This window comes from Bradyrhizobium algeriense, from assembly GCF_036924595.1.
Classification (GTDB): Bacteria; Pseudomonadota; Alphaproteobacteria; order Rhizobiales; family Xanthobacteraceae; genus Bradyrhizobium; species Bradyrhizobium algeriense.
Genome location: NZ_JAZHRV010000001.1, coordinates 6,866,498 through 6,885,785 on the forward strand (window position 1 = coordinate 6,866,498; position 19,288 = coordinate 6,885,785).

18 protein-coding genes and 1 pseudogene are annotated in these 19,288 nt (G+C 63.1%); 4 read left to right on the forward strand and 15 right to left on the reverse strand.

Annotated features, from left to right (window positions below):
• Positions 1-18 precede the first annotated feature (18 nt).
• Entirely contained in the window at positions 19-1,305 is a 1,287-nt protein-coding gene (ispG, locus tag V1286_RS33075) for a flavodoxin-dependent (E)-4-hydroxy-3-methylbut-2-enyl-diphosphate synthase (RefSeq protein ID WP_108512513.1), read from the reverse strand.
• 265 nt (positions 1,306-1,570) lie between these two features.
• On the opposite strand from ispG, the gene V1286_RS33080 reads away from it, so the two are divergent.
• Positions 1,571-2,446, forward strand: a complete 876-nt coding sequence (locus V1286_RS33080; protein ID WP_334487088.1) for a sulfurtransferase — start codon at positions 1,571-1,573, stop codon at positions 2,444-2,446.
• 128 nt (positions 2,447-2,574) lie between these two features.
• On the opposite strand, the gene V1286_RS33085 is transcribed toward V1286_RS33080, so the two are convergent.
• Together V1286_RS33085 and V1286_RS33090 are read right to left on the reverse strand one after the other, a co-directional pair.
• Positions 2,575-3,513, reverse strand: a complete 939-nt coding sequence (locus V1286_RS33085; protein WP_334487091.1) for a DMT family transporter — start codon at positions 3,511-3,513, stop codon at positions 2,575-2,577.
• A gap of 34 nt (positions 3,514-3,547) precedes the next feature.
• Positions 3,548-4,033, reverse strand: coding sequence for a Fur family transcriptional regulator (locus V1286_RS33090; RefSeq protein WP_334487094.1), 486 nt, complete (start codon positions 4,031-4,033; stop codon positions 3,548-3,550).
• A 139-nt stretch (positions 4,034-4,172) separates the two neighbouring features.
• Between V1286_RS33090 and V1286_RS33095 the strand changes: the two genes are divergently transcribed.
• The 3 genes from V1286_RS33095 to V1286_RS33105 are packed head-to-tail and all read left to right on the forward strand — an operon-like array spanning position 4,173 to position 7,393.
• Positions 4,173-4,667: a MarR family winged helix-turn-helix transcriptional regulator gene (locus tag V1286_RS33095; RefSeq protein WP_417021209.1), complete on the forward strand. Its 495-nt coding sequence runs from the start codon at positions 4,173-4,175 to the stop codon at positions 4,665-4,667.
• Positions 4,660-5,832 carry an HlyD family secretion protein gene (locus V1286_RS33100; protein ID WP_334487100.1) on the forward strand — a complete coding sequence of 391 codons (1,173 nt, stop codon included), beginning with the start codon at positions 4,660-4,662 and terminating at the stop codon, positions 5,830-5,832. Before V1286_RS33095 ends, V1286_RS33100 begins: the two co-directional genes overlap by 8 nt.
• 4 nt (positions 5,833-5,836) lie before the next feature.
• Positions 5,837-7,393 (forward strand): MDR family MFS transporter, encoded by a 1,557-nt coding sequence (locus V1286_RS33105; RefSeq protein ID WP_334487101.1) that lies wholly within the window; start codon positions 5,837-5,839, stop codon positions 7,391-7,393.
• A gap of 50 nt (positions 7,394-7,443) precedes the next feature.
• Here V1286_RS33105 and V1286_RS33110 read toward each other — a convergent pair whose 3' ends face one another.
• The 12 genes and pseudogenes from V1286_RS33110 to V1286_RS33165 form a co-directional block, all read right to left on the reverse strand.
• Positions 7,444-7,911, reverse strand: a complete 468-nt coding sequence (locus V1286_RS33110; RefSeq protein ID WP_334487104.1) for a GyrI-like domain-containing protein — start codon at positions 7,909-7,911, stop codon at positions 7,444-7,446.
• A 100-nt stretch (positions 7,912-8,011) separates the two neighbouring features.
• On the reverse strand, positions 8,012-8,482 hold the full coding sequence (locus V1286_RS33115; protein ID WP_334487107.1) for an SRPBCC domain-containing protein: 471 nt from the start codon (positions 8,480-8,482) through the stop codon (positions 8,012-8,014).
• A 12-nt stretch (positions 8,483-8,494) separates the two neighbouring features.
• Positions 8,495-8,818 carry an ArsR/SmtB family transcription factor gene (locus tag V1286_RS33120; RefSeq protein ID WP_334487110.1) on the reverse strand — a complete coding sequence of 108 codons (324 nt, stop codon included), beginning with the start codon at positions 8,816-8,818 and terminating at the stop codon, positions 8,495-8,497.
• Between the two features lie 193 nt (positions 8,819-9,011).
• Positions 9,012-9,935, reverse strand: coding sequence for a DMT family transporter (locus V1286_RS33125; protein WP_334487112.1), 924 nt, complete (start codon positions 9,933-9,935; stop codon positions 9,012-9,014).
• Between the two features lie 52 nt (positions 9,936-9,987).
• On the reverse strand, positions 9,988-11,817 hold the full coding sequence (locus V1286_RS33130; RefSeq protein WP_334487115.1) for a tannase/feruloyl esterase family alpha/beta hydrolase: 1,830 nt from the start codon (positions 11,815-11,817) through the stop codon (positions 9,988-9,990).
• 44 nt (positions 11,818-11,861) lie between these two features.
• Positions 11,862-13,733 carry a bifunctional sugar phosphate isomerase/epimerase/4-hydroxyphenylpyruvate dioxygenase family protein gene (locus V1286_RS33135; protein WP_334487118.1) on the reverse strand — a complete coding sequence of 624 codons (1,872 nt, stop codon included), beginning with the start codon at positions 13,731-13,733 and terminating at the stop codon, positions 11,862-11,864.
• On the reverse strand, positions 13,730-14,470 hold the full coding sequence (locus V1286_RS33140) for an ABC transporter ATP-binding protein (protein ID WP_334487120.1): 741 nt from the start codon (positions 14,468-14,470) through the stop codon (positions 13,730-13,732). The genes V1286_RS33135 and V1286_RS33140 overlap by 4 nt, the downstream gene beginning before the upstream one ends.
• A gap of 11 nt (positions 14,471-14,481) precedes the next feature.
• A complete protein-coding gene (locus V1286_RS33145; RefSeq protein ID WP_334487123.1) occupies positions 14,482-15,225 on the reverse strand; it encodes an ABC transporter ATP-binding protein in 744 nt (247 codons plus the stop codon).
• Complete coding sequence (locus tag V1286_RS33150; RefSeq protein WP_334487126.1) at positions 15,222-16,220, reverse strand: branched-chain amino acid ABC transporter permease; 999 nt, start codon at positions 16,218-16,220, stop codon at positions 15,222-15,224. The genes V1286_RS33145 and V1286_RS33150 overlap by 4 nt, the downstream gene beginning before the upstream one ends.
• Positions 16,217-17,092, reverse strand: a complete 876-nt coding sequence (locus V1286_RS33155; RefSeq protein WP_334487127.1) for a branched-chain amino acid ABC transporter permease — start codon at positions 17,090-17,092, stop codon at positions 16,217-16,219. Before V1286_RS33155 ends, V1286_RS33150 begins: the two co-directional genes overlap by 4 nt.
• A 94-nt stretch (positions 17,093-17,186) precedes the next feature.
• A pseudogene (locus tag V1286_RS33160) lies at positions 17,187-18,324 on the reverse strand (ABC transporter substrate-binding protein).
• 50 nt (positions 18,325-18,374) lie between these two features.
• Positions 18,375-19,265, reverse strand: a complete 891-nt coding sequence (locus V1286_RS33165; protein ID WP_334487129.1) for a shikimate dehydrogenase — start codon at positions 19,263-19,265, stop codon at positions 18,375-18,377.
• Positions 19,266-19,288 lie beyond the last annotated feature (23 nt).

A 19,288-nucleotide genomic window follows, 5' to 3' on the forward strand; every position in this document is an offset into this window, starting at 1 on the left:
TGGCACCCGAGCTACGATCTACTCTGCCGCTGTCGTCTCCGGCGCCTTGGCGCCCGCCCCATACCGCTGATCAATATAGTCGATCACCAGCGCCTTGAAGTCGGCGGCAATCGTTGGCCCGCGCAGGGTGCGGAACTTCTTGCCGTCGACGAACACGGGGGCTGCCGGCGCTTCGCCGGTGCCGGGCAAGGAGATGCCGATATTGGCGTGCTTGGATTCGCCGGGGCCGTTGACGATGCAGCCCATGACGGCGACGTTGAGCGTCTCGACGCCGGGATACTGCGTCTTCCAGCCCGGCATTTCCTCGCGGATGAAATCCTGGATCGAGCGCGCCAGTTCCTGGAACGTGGTCGAGGTGGTGCGGCCGCAGCCCGGGCATGCCGCGACCAGCGGCACGAAGGTGCGGAAGCCCATGGTCTGCAGCAATTCCTGCGCAACCTGGACTTCCAGCGTGCGGTCGCCGCCGGGCTCAGGCGTCAGCGAAATACGGATGGTGTCGCCGATGCCGTCCTGCAACAGGATGCCGAGCGCGGCCGACGACGCCACGATGCCCTTCGATCCCATGCCGGCTTCGGTGAGACCGAGATGGATCGCGTAGTCCGAACGCGAGGCGAGCGTCTGATAGACCGCGATCAGGTCCTGCACGGCGGAAACCTTTGCCGACAGGATCATCTTGTTCTTGGGCATGCCGAGTTCTTGGGCGCGGGCGGCCGACAACAGCGCCGACTGCACCATCGCCTCGCGGGTCACCGCGCGGGCATCGCGCGGGTTCGCTGACGCGGTGTTTTCGTCCATCAGCTTGGTGAGCAATTCCTGGTCGAGCGAACCCCAATTGGCGCCGATGCGGACCGCTTTGTTGTTCTTGTTCGCGATCTCGATGATATCGGCGAATTGCGAGTCGCGCTTGTTCTTGAAGCCGACATTGCCGGGATTGATGCGGTATTTGTCGAGCGCCTCGGCGCAGGCCGGATATTCGGCGAGCAGCTTGTGGCCGATGTAGTGGAAGTCGCCGATCAGGGGCGTGGTGATGCCTCGCTTGCGCAGGCCATCGCGGATGTGCGGAACGGCGGCAGCCGCCTCCTCGCGATCGACGGTGATGCGCACCATTTCCGATCCGGCGCGCGACAGCGCCGCGACCTGCGCGATCGTGCCATCGACATCGGCGGTGTCGGTGTTGGTCATCGACTGCACGACGATCGGCGCACCCCCGCCGACGGCAACATTGCCGACCATGACCTGGGTGGTTTTATGCCGGGCGCGGGGACCAGCGACGTCGTCTTGCGGAATTACTTCGGGCTTGTTCATGGGGCCTCGAATATCAGGTTTTGGTGACATTCACCAAGGGGGCGGCGAAGGGTCTGTGCGTCCCGTCACATGGGGATTTTTGCGTTGTATATTCAATAGCTTAAGCCGATGACGGCGACCGGAAGCAGGCGGAAATACCGCAACGTCCGTTAACCGCTATATTGGACAGGAATCGCCGAATTGAAAGGGCGAGCGCACTTCCGGACCCCTTTTCATGGCCCGATGCGGGCCCTAGCATCGGCCTGAAATAACGGGAGGCCAACAAATGTCGGGGCGTAACGGGCTCATCTCTACGGCGGAACTCGCTGATATTCTGGGTCAGGCCGACCTGCGCCTGTTCGACTGCACCACCTATCTCGAACCCGCGCCCGAAGGCAGCAGCCTCCCCTATCTCGCCGTACCCGGGCGACACACGTTCGAGGCCGGACATATTCCGGGCGCGGATTTTCTCGATCTGCAAAGCGAGTTTTCCGACCCCAATACCGAGCTTCGCTTCATGATGCTGGATGTTGCGCATCTCGAGCGGGCGTTCGGCCGTCACGGCGTATCGAACGGCAGCCAGGTCGTGCTGTACAGCATCGGGACGCCGATGTGGGCGACGCGGTTCTGGTGGATGCTCCAGTCGCTCGGCTTCGAGAGCGCCTCGGTGCTCGACGGTGGGCTCGACAAATGGAAGCTCGAAGGCCGCCCGCTCGAAACCGGACCGGCGCAGGGATATAAGCCGGCAACCTTCACGGCTAAACCAAAGACCGGATTTTTCGTCGACAAGCACGAAACACTCGCCGCCACCTCCGAGCGAGGCACCGTCGTCGTCAATGCGCTCGGCCCGCAGTTTCACAAGGGCCTCGAGCCCAGCCGCTACGGCCGGCCCGGCCGCGTGCCCGGCAGTTGCAACGTGTCGGCAGCCACATTGCTCGACCCAAAGACCAAGGCCTTCGTCCCGCTTGGCGAGGCGGATGCCAAATTCAAGGCGCAGGGCATTACGAAAGACAAGCGCGTGGTCGCCTACTGCGGCGGCGGCATCTCGGCGACGATCGATCTGTTCCTGCTGCACCAGCTTGGTTACGACAACCTCACGCTCTACGACGGCTCGATGGGCGAATGGGCCAAGGACACCTCGCTACCGATCGAGACGGGTTAGGACGCAAGCTCCGCTCTCTCCACGTCATTGCGAGCGAAGCGAAGCAATCCATGCACCCGCAAATGAGCAGAGATGGATTGCTTCGCTTCGCTCGCAATGACGAGCTTGGCACCGGACCCCGTCCGACATCACGCCGGCAGGTTCGGATCCGGCACGATCTTCGGATCCGGCTTGTTGACGAGATAGAGCCCGGCAATGACCAGCAGCGCCGCGACACCGAAGGCGATGGTCAGCGTATCATGCAGGATGAAATAGCTGGCCGCGACGCCGAACAGCGGCGTGACGAAGGTGAACGCTGACAATTTGCTGGCGGAGTAGGTCTTGACCAATGCGAACCACAACAGGAACGTCAGACCCACCACCCAGAACGCCTGATAGGCGAGCAACGCCAGCGACAGCGGCCCGGGAACATGGGTGATGGTTTCGCCCGATATCCACGCAGCAAGGGCGAGAATCGGGATCGATATCGCCACCTGATAGCCGAGGCCCTTTTCCGCGGGGGCCTTGATCAGCGCGGTGGTCTTGACGATCAGCGTCGTGGCCGCCCAGAGCGCACCGCCGACGACGATCAGGAAATCGCCCAGCAAGACCTTCGCGTCGACATTGGTCTGGGGGACGCCGATCGCCAGCGCGACCCCGGCGAAACTCAGGGCCAGGCCGCCCCATTGCGGCGCTCGCAGCCGTTCGCCCAGAAAGACAAACGAGCCGAGCGCGACGAAGAACGGCGCCACATATAGAAACACCACCGCACGCGACGCCGACGTCAGCAGCAGGCCACGATAGATCAGCACGAATTCAATGCCGAAGATGGTTCCCGCAATCACGCCCGGCCACAGCGTGCCATCACGCTCGAAGAATTTAACGCCGCGAAACCAGCCAATCAGGAGCAGCACCGGCAACGCGCCGATGGAGCGGGCCAATGCCTGCAGCATCGGCGGCACGTCCGCCAACACCAGCTTCACCGCGATCTGGTTGAACCCCCAGCTCAGGCACAGCATCAGCATCAATGCGATAGCGCCCGGAGTGAGCGCACGCCCGGCGGACAGTTTCACTGGCTTGGACGACATCTATCCTCGTGGCCGGCTTGGCGCCGTGTTTTTGTTATTTTTGACAGTGAGCGCAGGTGCCGGCGATCTCGACGACGGAGAGCTTTGGCGCGAATCCGGAGGCGCGCGCCGCCGCATTGAGGCTTTGCGCCACGGGGGCCGCAGGAATTTCGCCAACGGAGCCGCAATGATCGCAGATCAGGAACGCCACCATCGACGTCTCGTCGTGGTCATGCGCGCAGGCAAGGAACGCATTGCGGCTCTCGATCCGGTGGACCAGGCCGTTCTCCATCAAAAAATCGAGAGCGCGGTAGACCGTGATCGGCGCCGGCCGCGGCATCGATTTGGCGAGTTCGTCGATCACCTCATAGGCGCCGAGCGGGCGGTGGCTCGACAGCAGCGCCTGCAGCACCTGGCGCCGGATCGGGGTGAATTTCTGCGCCCGCCGCGCGCAAACCGCTTCCGCATGCGCGATCGCTTCCGCAGTGCAGCGGCCGTGATCGTGGTCGGGCGCGGGAAATGTCGGCTTTGTCAGGGTCATATCCGGCCTTTGTAGCAGTTTGAATGCCAATCCCAAAGCCCGGCCACCCGCTGGTTCCCAGCCATGTGCTGGAAGCGGATCAGGCCACTGTTAACTCGCCATGCAGAATTCATAAGCAAGCTTATCATATCGCAAGCTTATGGAGGCTGAAACCATGCGCGGTTCCGTGGATATGAACTTCCTGTTCACGCTCGGCGAGGTGCAGCGGATGATGCGCGCCTATGCTGACCGGCAGGCGGCGCGCTACGGCATCACCCGCGCGCAATGGGCGGTTCTGGCCAAGGTCGAGCGAACCGAAGGCCTCAAGCAGTCGGAGCTCGCCGAGCAAATGGAGATGCAGCCGATCACGCTGACGCGGCTGATCGACAAGCTCTGCGACAATGGCTGGATCGAACGCCGCGGCGACGAGAACGACCGCCGCGTCAACCGCCTCTACCTGCGCAAGGCCGCGCGTCCCTTGCTCGGCAAGCTCGCCGGGCTTCGCTCCGAACTGACGGCCACCGCGCTCGACGGCATCAACCCCACTGATGCCCACCGCCTTCTCGACCAACTCGACCTGATCAAGGAGAACGTTCGCAACGCGATCCAGCATCCGGCGAACGAACCTCCGCGAAAGGAGCAGCGTTATGGCTGATCCGGTGCTCAAATTTCCGCCCGAACAGAAGGGCAACCCCGCATCTCCGGAGTCGCGGCCGAAACTCGCGGCCGAGCCGCGCCGCCGGCTGATGGCCGGCATGCGCCGCTACCGCCGCTTCCTGCTGCTGGTGGTGCTGCCACTGGTCGCGCTGGTGGCCGGCGTGACGTTCTATCTCAATGGCGGCCGCTACGTGACGACCGACGACGCCTATGTCGGCGCGCAGAAGGTGCTGATCACGCCCGACATCTCCGGCAAGATCGAGAAGGTCGTGGTGAAAGAGGGCCAGCAGGTTGGTCCAGGCGACGTGCTGTTCGAGATCGATCCCGTCCCGTTCCGCCTCGCCGTGGCACAGGCCAAGGCCAATCTCGCGCAGACCAAGGTCACCTATGACAATTTGATCGCCGACCTCAGGATCTACGGCCAGATGAGCGAGCTCTCGCAGCAGGGCATGGACCTGAAGCGGCGTGACGTCGACCGCAAGTCTTCGCTGGTGAAGAACAATTTCGGCTCGCAGCTCGACCTTGACAATGCTTCTACCGCCCTCGTCACCGCGAGCGCCCAGTTCCAGTTGCTGCAGCAGAAGATCGCCACCGCAAAGGCGCAACTGCTCGGCAATCCCGAACTGCCGCTCGACGAATTCCCGCCCTATGCCCAGGCCAAGGCGGCGCTCGATCAGGCCCAGCGCAATCTCGACCACACGGTGATGCGCGCGCCGATGGCGGGCATCGCCACGCAGGTCGAACAGATCCAGCTCGGCCGCTTCGTGATGGCGGGCGCGCCGGTGTTCAGCATCATCGACACCTCGAACCCCTGGGTCGACGCCAATCCGAAAGAATCCGATTTCACCTATGTCGCGGTCGGCCAGTCCGTCACGCTCGAGGTCGATGCGTTCCCGAACCACCCGTTCAAGGGCACGGTCGGCTCGCTCTCGCCCGGCACCGGCGCGCAGTTCGCGATCCTGCCGCCGCAGAACGCGTCCGGCAATTTCGTCAAGGTGGTGCAGCGCGTGCCGGTGCGGATCTATTTCGACAGGAACGACAAGTTCGTCCGCAAGCTGAAGGCCGGCATGAGCGTCTACGCCACGATCGACACCAACCATCGCCGCTCGCTGTCCGCCCTGCTCGGCATGTCGCCGGCGGTGGCGAACCAGGACCACGAATAGCGTCATGACAACAGGCGCACCATCGGCTGCCGTTCCCGGCCTGCGCCGGAACATGGTGACGATCTGCGCCATGACGGCGACGATCATGCAGGCGCTGGACACCACCATCGCCAACGTCGCGCTGCCCTACATGCAGGGCACGCTGTCGGCCTCTCAAGACCAGATCAACTGGGTGTTGACCTCCTACATCGTCGCCGCCGCGATCATGACCGCGCCAGTGGGGTGGATCGCCAACCGCTTCGGCCGCAAGCGCATCTTCATCATCTGCTCGGCCGGCTTCACCATTGCTTCCGTGATGTGCGGGCTGGCGCAGGACATCGGCCAGATGGTGCTGTTCCGCCTGCTGCAGGGCGTGTTCGGCGCGGCGCTGGTGCCGCTGTCGCAGGCCGTCATGCTCGACTCCTATGCGCTGCATGAGCGCGCGAAAGCGATGGCGATCTGGGGCATGGGCGTGATGATGGGGCCGATCATGGGCCCGTCGCTCGGCGCCTGGCTGACCGAGACCTATTCCTGGCACTGGGTGTTCTTCGTCAACCTGCCGTTCGGCATCATCACCGTGCTCGGCCTCGTGATCTTCATGGACGAGACCAGGAAGGACGTCGCGCTGCGCTTCGACTGGTTCGGATTCACCGCGCTTGCGATCGCGATCGGCGCGCTGCAGCTCGCGCTCGACCGCGGCGAGCAGCTCGGCTGGTTGGAATCCAACGAGATCATCGCCGAGTTCATCATATCGGCGATCGGCTTCTACTACTTCCTTGCGCATTCCCTGACCACGCAGCATCCGTTCATCCAGTTCGCGCTGTTCAAGGACAAGAATTTCGTCGGCGGCTGCGTGTTCATGGCCGTGATGGGGCTGGTGCTGTTCTCGACCATGGCGCTGTCGTCACCCTTCCTGCAGAACGTGATCGGCTATCCGATCATTACGGCAGGCCTGCTGCTGGCGAGCCGCGGCTGCGGCACCTTCGTGGCGATGATGCTGGTCGGCCGCCTGATGCGCCATATCGAGGCGCGGACGCTGATCGTCGCAGGCCTCAGCCTGACCGCGGCCTCGCTGCTCTACATGACCGGCTGGACCGACCAGACCGGCGTGACCGAGATCGTCATCATCAGCGTGGTCCAGGGCTTTGGCTTCGGCCTGGTGTTCGTGCCGCTTTCCACGGTGGCGTTCCTGACGCTGCCCAATCATCTGCGCACCGACGGCACCTCGATGCTGACCTTGATGCGCAATGTCGCGAGCTCGATCGGGATCTCGCTCGTGATCGCGCAACTGACGCAGGGCACGCGCTACACCTACGCAGTCCTGTCCGAGCATATCAACCCGTTCAATCATGCGCTGCAGATGCCCGCGGTGCGCGGCATGATCGATCTCGCGACCGACCAGGGCCGCGCCATGGCGGATATGATGGTCAAGGTGCAGGCGCAGATCATCGCGTTCTCGCACGACTACCAGATGGTGATGATCTTCACCGCCTGCGCCATACCGCTCGCCATCATGATCGGCTCGACCAAGGCCACGCTGCGCGAGCAATCGGCCGCGCCGGATCATGCGGTGATGGAGTAAGGCTTGGTTGGTGTACGCTTGTTTTCCGCATTGCGTGCCGAGCCGGTATTTTAGGTTTCGACCAATTCCCGGCTAAGCACCGTCCGCCAGGCGCTCGGATCCGTGCTCGCCTCCGGGCCGACGTCGTAGGATTCATACAGGCCATCCGCGGTTCTGTGTCCGGCCGCCTTGATCGTCCCCATGAATTCGCCCCAGGCGCTGCCGAGGCCTTCGTAGCCGCCATGATAGGTAGTCTGGACGATCTTCATGGCGGACCACTGCCCTGGTTTCACGCGATTTACCGGCGCGACGGGCGTGGCGACCGGCAGGCATATCTCGAAATCGAAAACCTCACCGGGATTGCGGAGGTGGTGGGTGAACCAAGGACCGACGATCGCAACGTTCTGCACGGTGACGACGGCCTTTAGTTCAGCAAGGCCGGGTCCCATGACCTTGTGAATGTCTTCGCGCGGAACCTTGATCGGAATCGAGGCCGTGAGCAGCGGCTTAGTTTGAAGGACGCGAAGCGGTTCGATCACGGCTGGTCTCCCGATTTGAGGTGTTGGTGAAACGAGCGTCCTCGCGCGTTTCACTCGGCTGACGTAAAGCCCGGTGCATGCGTCGCTGATGGGACACTGCTTATGATTTGAGTGTTGTCTCAAGTCGCGCGTAGCTCGCTTCCATTCCGTGCTCCATGCCGGTCGACAGCATGGCCGCCCTCGTCGCGGCATCGGGCAAGGTCATCCGCATGGTCATCAAGGTACCGGTCCCGTCCGGCGCAAAGGTCGTTTCAACGTGGTTGTCCGGCGTGGCATCCGGCATGTGCATCCGCTCGACATGAACGAGCCGGCTGAATGGCACCAGTTCGAGATACTCACCGGTCAGATAAAATCCACCGCCTTCGCCGTTCGTCCACTCGTAGCGGATCTTGCCGCCCGGTCGCGCCTCGTTGATGCAAACCGGCATCGTCCAGCCGTCCGGACCGAGCAGCCATTTCTGAATCAGCGCCGGCTCGGTATGCGCGCGATACACCGCTTCCGGCGCGGCGGCGAAGCGCCTGCTAACAACGACATGGCGGTCGCCTTCGGTCTTCAGCGTCATCTTGCTCATAGGGTTTGCCTTTCACTCTTCGGTTTTCATGGCGGCCAGAACGTCGTCGAGCCGGTTGTAATTCGCGGACAGGGCTTGCCGGAGCATCGCAAGCCATTGGTCGATCTCGTTGACGGCTGCCGGCGCCAGCCGGCACGGCCGCTTGGTGCCTTCGACGCGGCGGATAATCAGCCCTGCACCCTCGAGAACCTTGAGATGGCGGGAGATGGCGGGCTGCGTCATCTCGAACGGCTCGACCAGTTCCATGACGGTGGCCTCACCCAACGCGAGGCGTGCCAGAATCGCCCGGCGTGTCGGGTCGGCCAGCGCGGAAAAGGCGGCATCGAGGTTTGACATTGTACATCTCAGATCAGTTATATAACAGATATATTATATAACTGATATCTTATTGTCAAGCCCATGCGACGACGGTCCCCCGCTCGCGCCGGACGCGCGCGGAAGAGCGATGCTCAGATGCAATCGGCGATGCGCGCATCGAGCGCGAAGATGCCTTGATAGATTTCCGGATAAGGCAGCAACCGAAATCGCGTTAGGCCGGTGGCCTGCCCTGCTTGGCTTGCAGGCTCAACCACATGCCGCCGAGCGACAGCGCGCCACCGATCAGATGAATCACGGTCGGCGCCTCGCCGAGAAAGAGGATCGACAGCACCGCGCTGACGATCGGCCCGAGATAGAGGCTCAGCGAAGTCGACACTGCACCGAATTTCGAGCCGAGATAGGCATAGGCCGAATAGGCAAATAGGCCTGGGACCAATCCTGCGAAGAGATAGACCAGCGCCGCACGCCCGCTGAAGGCGGCGGCAGGCGCGGACCACATTTCATGGATCGCGAAAGGCAGCGAGAACAGCGCACCTGCTGCCGCGAACAGGCCGATCCGCGCCAGAAAGCTCACACCGCTGCCGACACGGTTCTGCAGCAGGGTGTATCCCGCCCAACCTAGCATCGCCAGCAATGCGAGCAGATCCCCGGTCACCACGCCTCCCCCGACGGCGGCTTGTCCCCTTGTGATGATCAACGCCGCGCCCGCCAGCGAGAGCAGCATGCCGATGATCTGGCTTCGATGGATGGTTTCCTGGCCCGACACGAAAGAAAACAGCAGCACCACGAGCGGCGCGAGCGCCATGATCAGCGCCAGATTGATCGCCGAGGTCGTAACACCGGCGACATAGACCGGGCCGCCGCAGACGAACATGCCGAGGAAACCAGCCAGAACGATGCCGGGCGTCTGGCCGTTCAACACGCCGGGCTTTTCGCGCAACGCCATCATGACGGCCGGCAGCAGGCCGAGCGCCACGATGCCCCAGCGGAAGAAGGCGATCGAAAATGGCGGAACGCTCCCGGCAACGCCACGCGCCAGGATCATGTTCGAGACCTGGGCGGTGGCAACCAGCAGAAAGCCGAGCAGTCCCAGCACCTCGCGTGCTCTGCTGGCGGCTTCCTTGGGTTCGATCATGTTCAATCCGGTGCTGGCACTCCCGCCGACGATACGATCTTATCCCGCCGGCTTACCGGCAGCTATAGCTCGAAGCCTGCTTTGCATCCCCGTTGCCGTTCCACGTCGTCCGCAGCGGATAGACGCAGACGGGATAGCTGACGCTGTTGTCGCGCGACGTCAGCATGACTTCACCGGGCGCCGTGCCCTTCTCGACCCAATCCACCAGTGCCGTGAAGAACTGGTCCTGTTCGCGCGTCGGCGTCTGGTTGGTGTTGCCAGGCAGTTTCGGCAGCGGCACAGTGTCGTTCTTGCCGCCAACTGTGTAGGCCCGGCCCTGCGAGGAGTGCGCTGAACCTGGCAGGAGGTACATCCGCATGAACTTCTGCACCTCGGCGTGCCCGCCCATCGCCGCCGCCACGCGCTCGTGATAATTGATGTTGCCGGCCGGCGGGATCGCATCGTCGACCAGGCCGCTGTAAACGACGACCTTGCGGCCGAGATCGCGCAGCTTCCCGAGATCGGCCTTGTCCGTGATGAGGTCGCTGAACAGCGTCGGCTGCAATGCGACGCCCTTGTTCACGGCGTCGGCGAGCCCGGCGTAATCGAGTTCACGCCATTTGTTGCGCACGTCAGACGAACCATTTGCGATCGGATCGCTCGATGAGGTGCTGGAGTCGGGGGCATAGCTGACGTCCTGCAACGCCAACGCGACGCCGAGGGAAGCGGCATTCGTGATTTGAGTGCCGATGGCGGTGCCCTTGGTGAAGGTCCACCAGAGCTGGTTCTTGCCGAGCGATTTGCCGGATCGCGCGTCGGGGCTCTGCGCGGCTTCAAAGCTTCCATCGCTGGTGGCGCCGAACCAGATTCGGTTCAGCGCATTCGCCTCCTTCAAATTCATGCAGGTTGCCGAGTCGTTATTCTTGCCGGATACGCCTTCGCCGGCCACGCCTGCACACAATATGTCGGCATCGCGCGCCGGATTGTAATCGCAGGTGAAGGGATCGAGCAGGAAACCGAGGCCCGTTTTGTCGCAGACGGCGACCGCGCGCTTGCTGGCGGCAGCGACCCTGGTGGCGAAGGCTGCAGCCTCCGGCTTGTTCGCCGCGGTGAAGCCGAGTTCGGTCTTCATCACGATCTGCGGATACAGTCCCGCCGTGCCGAACTTCGCGATGTTCAGCGCCGGCTGGGCGATCATGTAGCCGTCGTAGAGTTCCGGATATTCCTGCGCGATCTTCATGCCCTGCCGGCCGCCCTGCGAATGGCCGTCATAGTAGGTGTATTTCGGCGCCTTGCCGTAATAGAGGCTGACCAGCGCCTTGGTCTTGACGGCCTGCTCCACCATGGCGCGCACCGAGAAGTCGCGAAGCGACTCGGCATTGACCTTGCCGTCCGAGAGAAACGTGAACGAGCCATCCTGGTACCAGGGCTGTCCTGCGTCCGTGGTGCCCGAGGCATATCCGATGTTGGCGTTGACGATGGCCGGGACCTTGCTGCCGACCTTGTCCGCATGGCGATGACCGCCGCCAACCCATCCGCCGCCGCCATAGTTGCGGATGCGCTCGTTCCAGTTGGCCTGCGTCGGCAGCCAGACCTCGATGCCGATGCCTTCCGAATAGGAGCGCGCGTTCTTATCCTTCTCTGCCGTGGCGCCGGGACCGACCAGCAATTTCACGAGGCACAGATCGGCCGCCGCCGTGACGGGCTGTTGCGCATCGGGCGCCTTCAGCTCCTCGCCCTTTTTCACCAGCCGAACCGCGACAACCTTTGTGTCGGCGTCGGGACGAAAGGCCGTCTTGATGCCGTCATCGCAGGGAAGCGTATCGGCCACCGCCGGTGTCAGGTAACAGCACGTTGCAAGCAGCAATACCGCGCGAATACGCCTCCCGTTCATGATCGACATCGTCTCGCTTCCCTTTCAGTCTTCTTGCTTTGCATTCCGAATGGTCATGCCTTGGGCATGGTCAGCGGCCGCGATTCCCGGGTCTGGGCCGCCAGCCTGATCGCGGCGTTGGCAGCGCCGAAGCCGTGATAGTCACGCCGCTCGACGATCTCGAAGAAGAACCGCTCGTCGAAGGCGTGGGTATAGACCTGGAAGAATTCGCCATCGCCTTCGCGGTCGTAGAGAATTTGGTTGTCGCGAAGCGCTGTCATGGTCGCGGCGTCGAGGCCGTATTTGGCGTCGATGTCGTCGTAGTAGTTATCGGGGATCTTCAGGAAGTCCGCCCCGCGCGAGCGCATGTCGGCGACCGCAGCGAAGATATCGCGGCAGGAGAACGCGACGTGCTGCACGCCGGACCCGAAGAATTCGTGGATGAAACGGGCCGACAGCGTGCGGGTGGCGGATGAGCCGTTGAGCACCACGCGCAGGCTCTGATTTCCGTTGATCAGTGCCTGGCTCTGCACCAGGCCGACCGGGTCCGCGATCTCCATCTGCGGCAGGCGCTCCAGATCGAGAATGCCGGTATAGAACAACAGCCACGACAGCATCTCGTCATAGGGCATCGACTGCGAGATATGGTCGACGGCATCGAGCTGGTCGCCAGCCGCGTCGCTGCGCAGCGGCTCGAAATCGAGGTCCCAGTTCTTGCCGGCCCCCTCCAGGAAATACAGCAGGCTACCGCCGACGCCGCGGATCGCCGGAATCTCGAGTTCGCCCGGCCCGACCGGCTGATAGAAGGTCCGCGCCTGCAAAGCTTCCGCGCGCGCCATGGTGCTAGCGGCATCATCGACATCAACGGCGATGGCGCAAACGCCGGGGCCGTGCGCGACAAAGTGCGAATGAGCAAAACCGTCCGGCTCGCAATTGATCACGAGATCAATATGGCCCTGCGACCAACGTTCGACATCCTTGCTGCGATGAGCGCCGGTCTTGCGAAAACCGAGCTGGCCGAACAGCGCGGCGAGGTCACGGGCCTTCTCTTCACTGACGGCGAACTCGATGAAGCCGACGCCGCGGCTGCAAGCCTTCGGCTGCAGCGGCATCGCAGGAACTCCGGACGCGGCGCCGCAGACGTCATCCTCGAGCAGAATCAGGGAGCGCAGCCCGTCGGTCGCGGTGCGGACCGCGGAGCCGGCGCGAAACTGGTCGTTGAAGATTTCCAGCGACAGCGGCCCCGCATAGCCGGTGGCGAGCACGGCTTTCACGAACGTCGCAACCGGCAGATCGCCCTGTCCCGGGAAGCAGCGGAAGTGCCGGCTCCAGGACAGTACGTCGAGGCCGAGCTTTGGTGCGTCGGCCAATTGCACCAGAAAAATCTTGTCGGCTGGAATCGACTGAATCGGCAGCGTCGGAAACGACGGCGCCAGCGCATGAAAGCTGTCGAGAATAACACCGATCGATTTATGATCCGCGCGGCGCACGATCTCCCAGGCATCGCGGTAGTCGTTAACGTGACGCCCCCAGGCGAGCGCCTCATAACCAACGCGCAGGCCTCGCGTGGCGGCGCGTTCGCCCAGTTCGCGGAAATCGGCGGCCGCACGGTCGATACCGCCGAGCGAGGCCGGCGAGATATTGCTGCAGATCAGCATCAAATCGGTCTGCAGTTCCTGCATCAGGTCGAACTTGCGCTCGGCGCGCGCAAAGTTGCGGGTGCGCTGCGGCTCCGGCATGCCCTCGAAGTCGCGGAATGGCTGAAAGGCGCAGATCGAAAGCCCGAGATCTCGGCACATCTGGCCGACGTCGCGCGGGCTGCCGCTGAACGACAGCAAATCGTTCTCGAAGATCTCTACGGCGTCGAAGCCAGCCGCTGCGATGGCGCGCAGCTTCTCGTCGAGTGCGCCGCTGAGCGAAACGGTGGCAATCGAGCGCTTGTTCATGCGGCCGTCTCCGTCATGGCGCCACCCAGGAACAATTGCCCGATGCGGGGATCGTTCAGCACACGCTGCGCGGTGTCGACAAGCCGGGTCTGGCCGAGCTCGAGCACGATGCCGTAGTCGGAAATCTCCAGCGCAGAGCGGGCATTCTGTTCGATCATCAGGATCGACACGCCACGGTCGCGCAATTCCTTCAGAATGTTGAAGGTCTGCTGCACCATCAGCGGCGAGAGCCCGATCGACGGCTCGTCGATCAGTACCAGTTGCGGATTGAGCAGGAGCCCGCGGGCGACTTCGAGCTGCTTCTGCTCGCCGCCCGACAGGGTGGAGGCCTGCTGAGTCGCCCTTCTGCGCAGCACCGGGAATTTATCCAGCGCCGCCTCGATCCGATCAGGCAGGTCGGTGATGTCGCGCCCCGCAACGACGGCGCCGAGCTGGATGTTGTCGCGCACGGACAGTTCGGGGAAGATATTGCGTCCCTGCGGCACGTAGCAGATGCCTGACGTGAGCAATTCGCGCGGGCTCAGGCCGGTGACGTCACGTCCTTTGAATACGACCCTGCCTTCGCGCAGCTTCAACAGGCCGAAGATCGCCTTGAACACGGTGGATTTTCCGGCACCGTTCGGCCCGATCACGGTGGTGATGGAGCCCGCGGGCACCGAGAAGCTGGTGCCGTTGAGGATCGTCATCTTGCCGTAGCCGCCGACGAGACCTTGAACCTCGAGGATAGGGTCGCTCATGGGCTGTTCCTCTAGTGGCCGAGATAGGCTTCGATGACGGCGGGATTGGCGCGCACTTCAGCCGGCGTGCCCATCGCCAGCAGCTTGCCTTCCGCCATCACCATGACGCGCGTGCACAGCGACATCACGAATTCCATGTTGTGCTCGATCACCACAAAGGTGGCGCGCTTCTCGCGGTTGATCGCGGCCAGCCGCTCCTTGAGATCGCCGAGCATGGTGAGGTTGACGCCACCGGCAGGCTCGTCGAGCAGCACCAGCCGCGGCCCGCCCATGAACGCCATCGCGGCATCGAGCAGCTTTTGCTGGCCGTAGGACAGGCCGCCCGCGGCTTCGGTCGCGAGATGATCGAGCTTGAAGAAGCCGATCATCTGGTCGGCCGCCGACGTCAATCCGGCGTCGGAGGGACCGAGCAGCCGCGACATCATGTTGCCCTGATGCTCCTGGCCGGCGAGGATCAGGTTCTCCCGCACCGACAGTTTTGGAAACACCTGCAGAAGCTGGAAGGTGCGGCTGACGCCCAGACGATTCAGCTCGGATGGCCGCAAGCCGGTGACGACCTTGCCGTCGACCTTGACCTCGCCACCGGTCGGCGTGAGCTGGCCGAGGATGCAGTTAAAGAGCGTGGACTTGCCGCAGCCGTTCGGGCCGATCAGGCCGAGGATCTCGCCCTCCTGCACGTCGAAGCTGACGCCGTCGACGGCCTTGATGCCGCCAAAGCTCTTCTTGATGTCGCTGACTTCGAGGACCGCGGTCATGGCGCCGTCTCCAGCCGGGATTTGGCGACCGCGCGCAGGGCGGAAGCCGCCTTGGTGCGGCGCTCGACCAAATAGCGATCGAGAATGCCGAGGATGCCGGTCGGCGAATAGATCAGCAGCAGCATCACGGCAACCGCATAGAGCATCAAATAGTAGCCCTGCGTGAAGCGCAGCCACTCGGGCAGCAGCACCGCGATCATCGCGCCGAGGAATGGGCCGAAGAAGAATCCGGAACCGCCGACGATCACCATCATTAGAAGATCGAGCGAGAGCGAGAGGTTGAACGGAACCGGGTCGATATATTGCGTCAGCGGCGCATAGAGCGTGCCGGCGACACCGCCGAGCGCCGATCCGATCGCAAACGCCATCAGCGTATAACGCCGGGTGTCGATGCCGAGCGACAGCGCCCGCACCGGATTTTCGCGCAACGCCACGAAGGCGCGGCCCCAGGGCGAGCGGATCAACCACCACATCGCCAATGATACGAGCGCAAGCGAGCCGAGGCAGAAATAATAAAACGGCAGCGGCCGGTTGGTGGCAAAGCCCATGACGTTCGGCCGCGGAATGTTGGAGATGCCGTAGATGCCCTTGGTGAGCCAGTCCTCGTTACGGAACACCAGGAAGGCGAGCGTCGAGAACGCCAGTGTCACGAACGCGAGATAGTGATGCTGCACGCGCAGCGCCGGATATCCCAGGATCCAACCGATCGCGAAGCACAGCACGATGGCGACGCCAAGCGCCGCAATCAGCGGCATGCCCTGCGTAGTCATGATCGCCGCCGCATAGGCGCCGATGCCGACAAATGCGCCCTGCGCCAGCGAGACCTGTCCTGCGTATCCCAGTGTCAGGTTGAGGCCCATCGCGGCGATCGTCATCACCGCCCACTGGCTCAGGATATAGAGGCCATAGCGGTTGAAATTCATCGGCACGATAATCAGCGCCGCGATGACGGCGACGCCGAGCGCAATGCGCAGATATTTCCCCGTTGCGGTCATACCGTACGCTCCTCGGGCCGGCCGAGCAGTCCCTGCGGCCGGAACAGGATGATGACGATCAGGAGGATCAGCGGCACGGCGGCGCGGTACTGCGTCGACACATAGGCGGCGGCGAGATTGTCCACTACGCCAATCAAAAGCCCGCCGGCGATGGCGCCGCGCACTTGATTGAAGCCGCCGACGATCGCCGCAATGAACGCCGCCTGCCCAAGCACTTCGCCGGAGGAAAATTTCGCCAGATAAATCGGCGTGATCAGCAGTGAGGCCAGCGCTACCAGAAACGCATTGATCAAGAAGGTGAACAGGATCATGCGTTCTACGGGTATACCGATGATGCGGGCGACCGTCGGGTTCTGCGCTGTGGCCTGCATCTGATGACCGATCGAGGTGCGGTTCAACAGCGCAGTCAGGCCGATCACCACCGCGATCGCGAGTGCCAGCACGCCGAGGCTCTGCAACGAGACCACCCGGCCGAGGATCGAGACGTCACCGGCTGGCACGATGGAGGGGAAAGGCGACGCCTCGGCGCTGAAGAACTGCTTCACCGCCTCTTTCATGCCAATCGCCAGCGCCATGGTCGCAATCGCCAGCGGCAGCACGCCGTGCCGCAGCATCGGATCGACCAGCAGCAGCTTGAAGCCGAGCCCGAGCAGCAGCAGCGACAGCAGGATGCCGAGAATGACCGCGAGCCAGAACGGCGCGCCGGCATGCATCACCGCCAGCATCAGGAACGCCGGCAGCATCACGAATTCGCCTTGCGCAAAGTTGATGGTTTGCGACGTCTGCCACAGCAGCGTGAACCCGACCGCGACGAGGGCGTAGATCGCCCCGGTCGCAAGGCCTGCCACGAGCAGATCGAGCAGATTGGACATGCTCCTCCCCTCACCCGTCACATGCAGACGGCGTCAATCATCTTCACCATGCTGATCTCGGGGGCGCACGTTCAAGCGTACGCCCCGTCGCGGCTCAGTTCAGTTTCGGCAGCACCTGCTTGACGACCTGCTTGCCGTCGACAATCTCGACCAGGAATCCCTGGCGGTCGATGTCGCCCTTCTCGTCGAAGGTCACGTCCATCAGGATGCCGGGCTCGCTGGCGGCCTTGATGGTGAGGCCGTGCAGATTGTCGGCGAAAGCCTTGGCGTCGACCTTGCCCATCTTCACGGTGGTGGCCTTGATCATGTAGATCGCGAGATAGCCTTTCAGCCCGTTATGATCGGGGACGTAGTTGTACTTCTTGACGAACTTTTCCCGGAACGCCTTGACCAGATCGACCGGTGCATCTGTGGTGAGGCCGACATGGCCGCGCGCGCCGTTGGCGGCATCGCCGGCGAGTTCGACGACTTTCTGGCCGACCAGCGTCGTTTCCCCCATCAACGGCACGGTGATCGCCTGGCGCTTCAGCTCCTTGAGCATCCGCGCGCTTTCTTCCTCGTTGACATAGACGAACACGGCGTCCGGCGCGGCGGCCTTGATCTTGCTGACGTCGGCGGCAAAGTCGGCCTGGCCCGCCTCGGTGGAAATATCCGCGGCGACCTTGATGTTGTACTTGGCAAATTCCTTGGTGATGACGTCGCGGCCACCCTTGCCGAAGTCGTTGTTGACCCAGACGATCGCGACCGATTTCGCCTTCAGTTCGTCGTTGATGTATTTGGCGACCTTCGGCATCGAAGATTGCTGGCCGAACGAGGTGCGGAACAGAAACTTGTTGCCGCCCTGCGTCAGTTCGGCGGCCTCGCCACCCATGATCTGGGTGATGCCCGGCTTCGGCGGCGAGCGGCGAAGTGACCTTGACGGAGCCGGAATAGCCGGGTCCGAGCAGCACGTAAGGCTCATTGTCGAGCGCCTTTTGCACCTGCGCGCGTGCGACGCCTGGATTCGATTGTGAATCCGCATGCGTGACTTCCAGCTTGCGGCCGAGCAACCCGCCCTTGGCGTTGATCTCCTCGATCGCAAGGTCGATGCCGTTTTTCCAGTTGTTGCCGACGGTGGCCCCGCCGCCGGACAGTTCGGCGACGTTGGCGAGCTTGATTGGCGCCCCTTGCGCGAACGCGGCTGCGGCCGACACGGTGGCAAGCAGGAGCCCAGCAAAAATCCCAGATCTCATTTCCATCCCCTCTTCTCGTTACAACAAGCGACCTTGTGACCGGTCGCGTTTTAAGCTGCGTTCACTTTAGCGTAGCGTTTGGCCATCACCGCGTCGAATGCATTTCCCATCTCGACGGCCGATGGCTTCAATCCCGTGAACAGTTCGAATGCGTCCGCGGCCTGATAGATCGCAAGCTCGCGCCCGGTCATGACCTCGGCGCCCTTTGCCTTTGCGGCGTTCAACAGCGGCGTCCAGAGCGGCGTGTAGACTGCGTCGGCGACCCACATGTCCTGATGCAGCAAGGCATCCGGAACAGGCGTGCCACGGTTCGGCAGCATGCCGACCGGCGAACCGTTGACGACCCCGGTGGCGCCGCTCATCGCATCCTCGACGCTGCCGGCAACACTTGTTTTGCCGCGTTTCCCGATCTGGGCGGCGAGTTGCGTAGCCTTGACGCGGTCGGTGTCGAAGATGCTGATCTCGGCGACACCGATCCCGGCCAACGCAAAGGTAATCGCCTTGCCGACGCCGCCTGCGCCGATCACGGCAACCGAGCTCTGCGCGGGGTCACGGACAAGCTCGGTGATCGCCCGGGCAAATCCCGTAGTGTCGGTGTTATGTCCGATCAGCCGGCCATCGCGGACCACGACGGTGTTGACCGCACCGATCGCCTGCGCACCCGGCGACAATTCATCGAGCAGGGAGACCACCGCCTCCTTGTAGGGAAAGGTGACGTTGACCCCTGCAAAGCCCAGGCGGCGCACACCGTCGAGCAGCAGCCGCAGTTCTTCGCGGTCAGCGCCCGCAACTTCGATCAGCTGGTAATGGCAATGCGCGCCGAGCGCCTCGGCGGCTCGCTCATGCATCGCCGGCGACGCCGAATGCGCGATCGGCGACCCGATCAGGCCGGTGAGAAAGCGGCGATCGGCTGGAGCGATAGGGCGGACGGCAGGGCTCATGATCTCGTCATCGGGCGCAAATG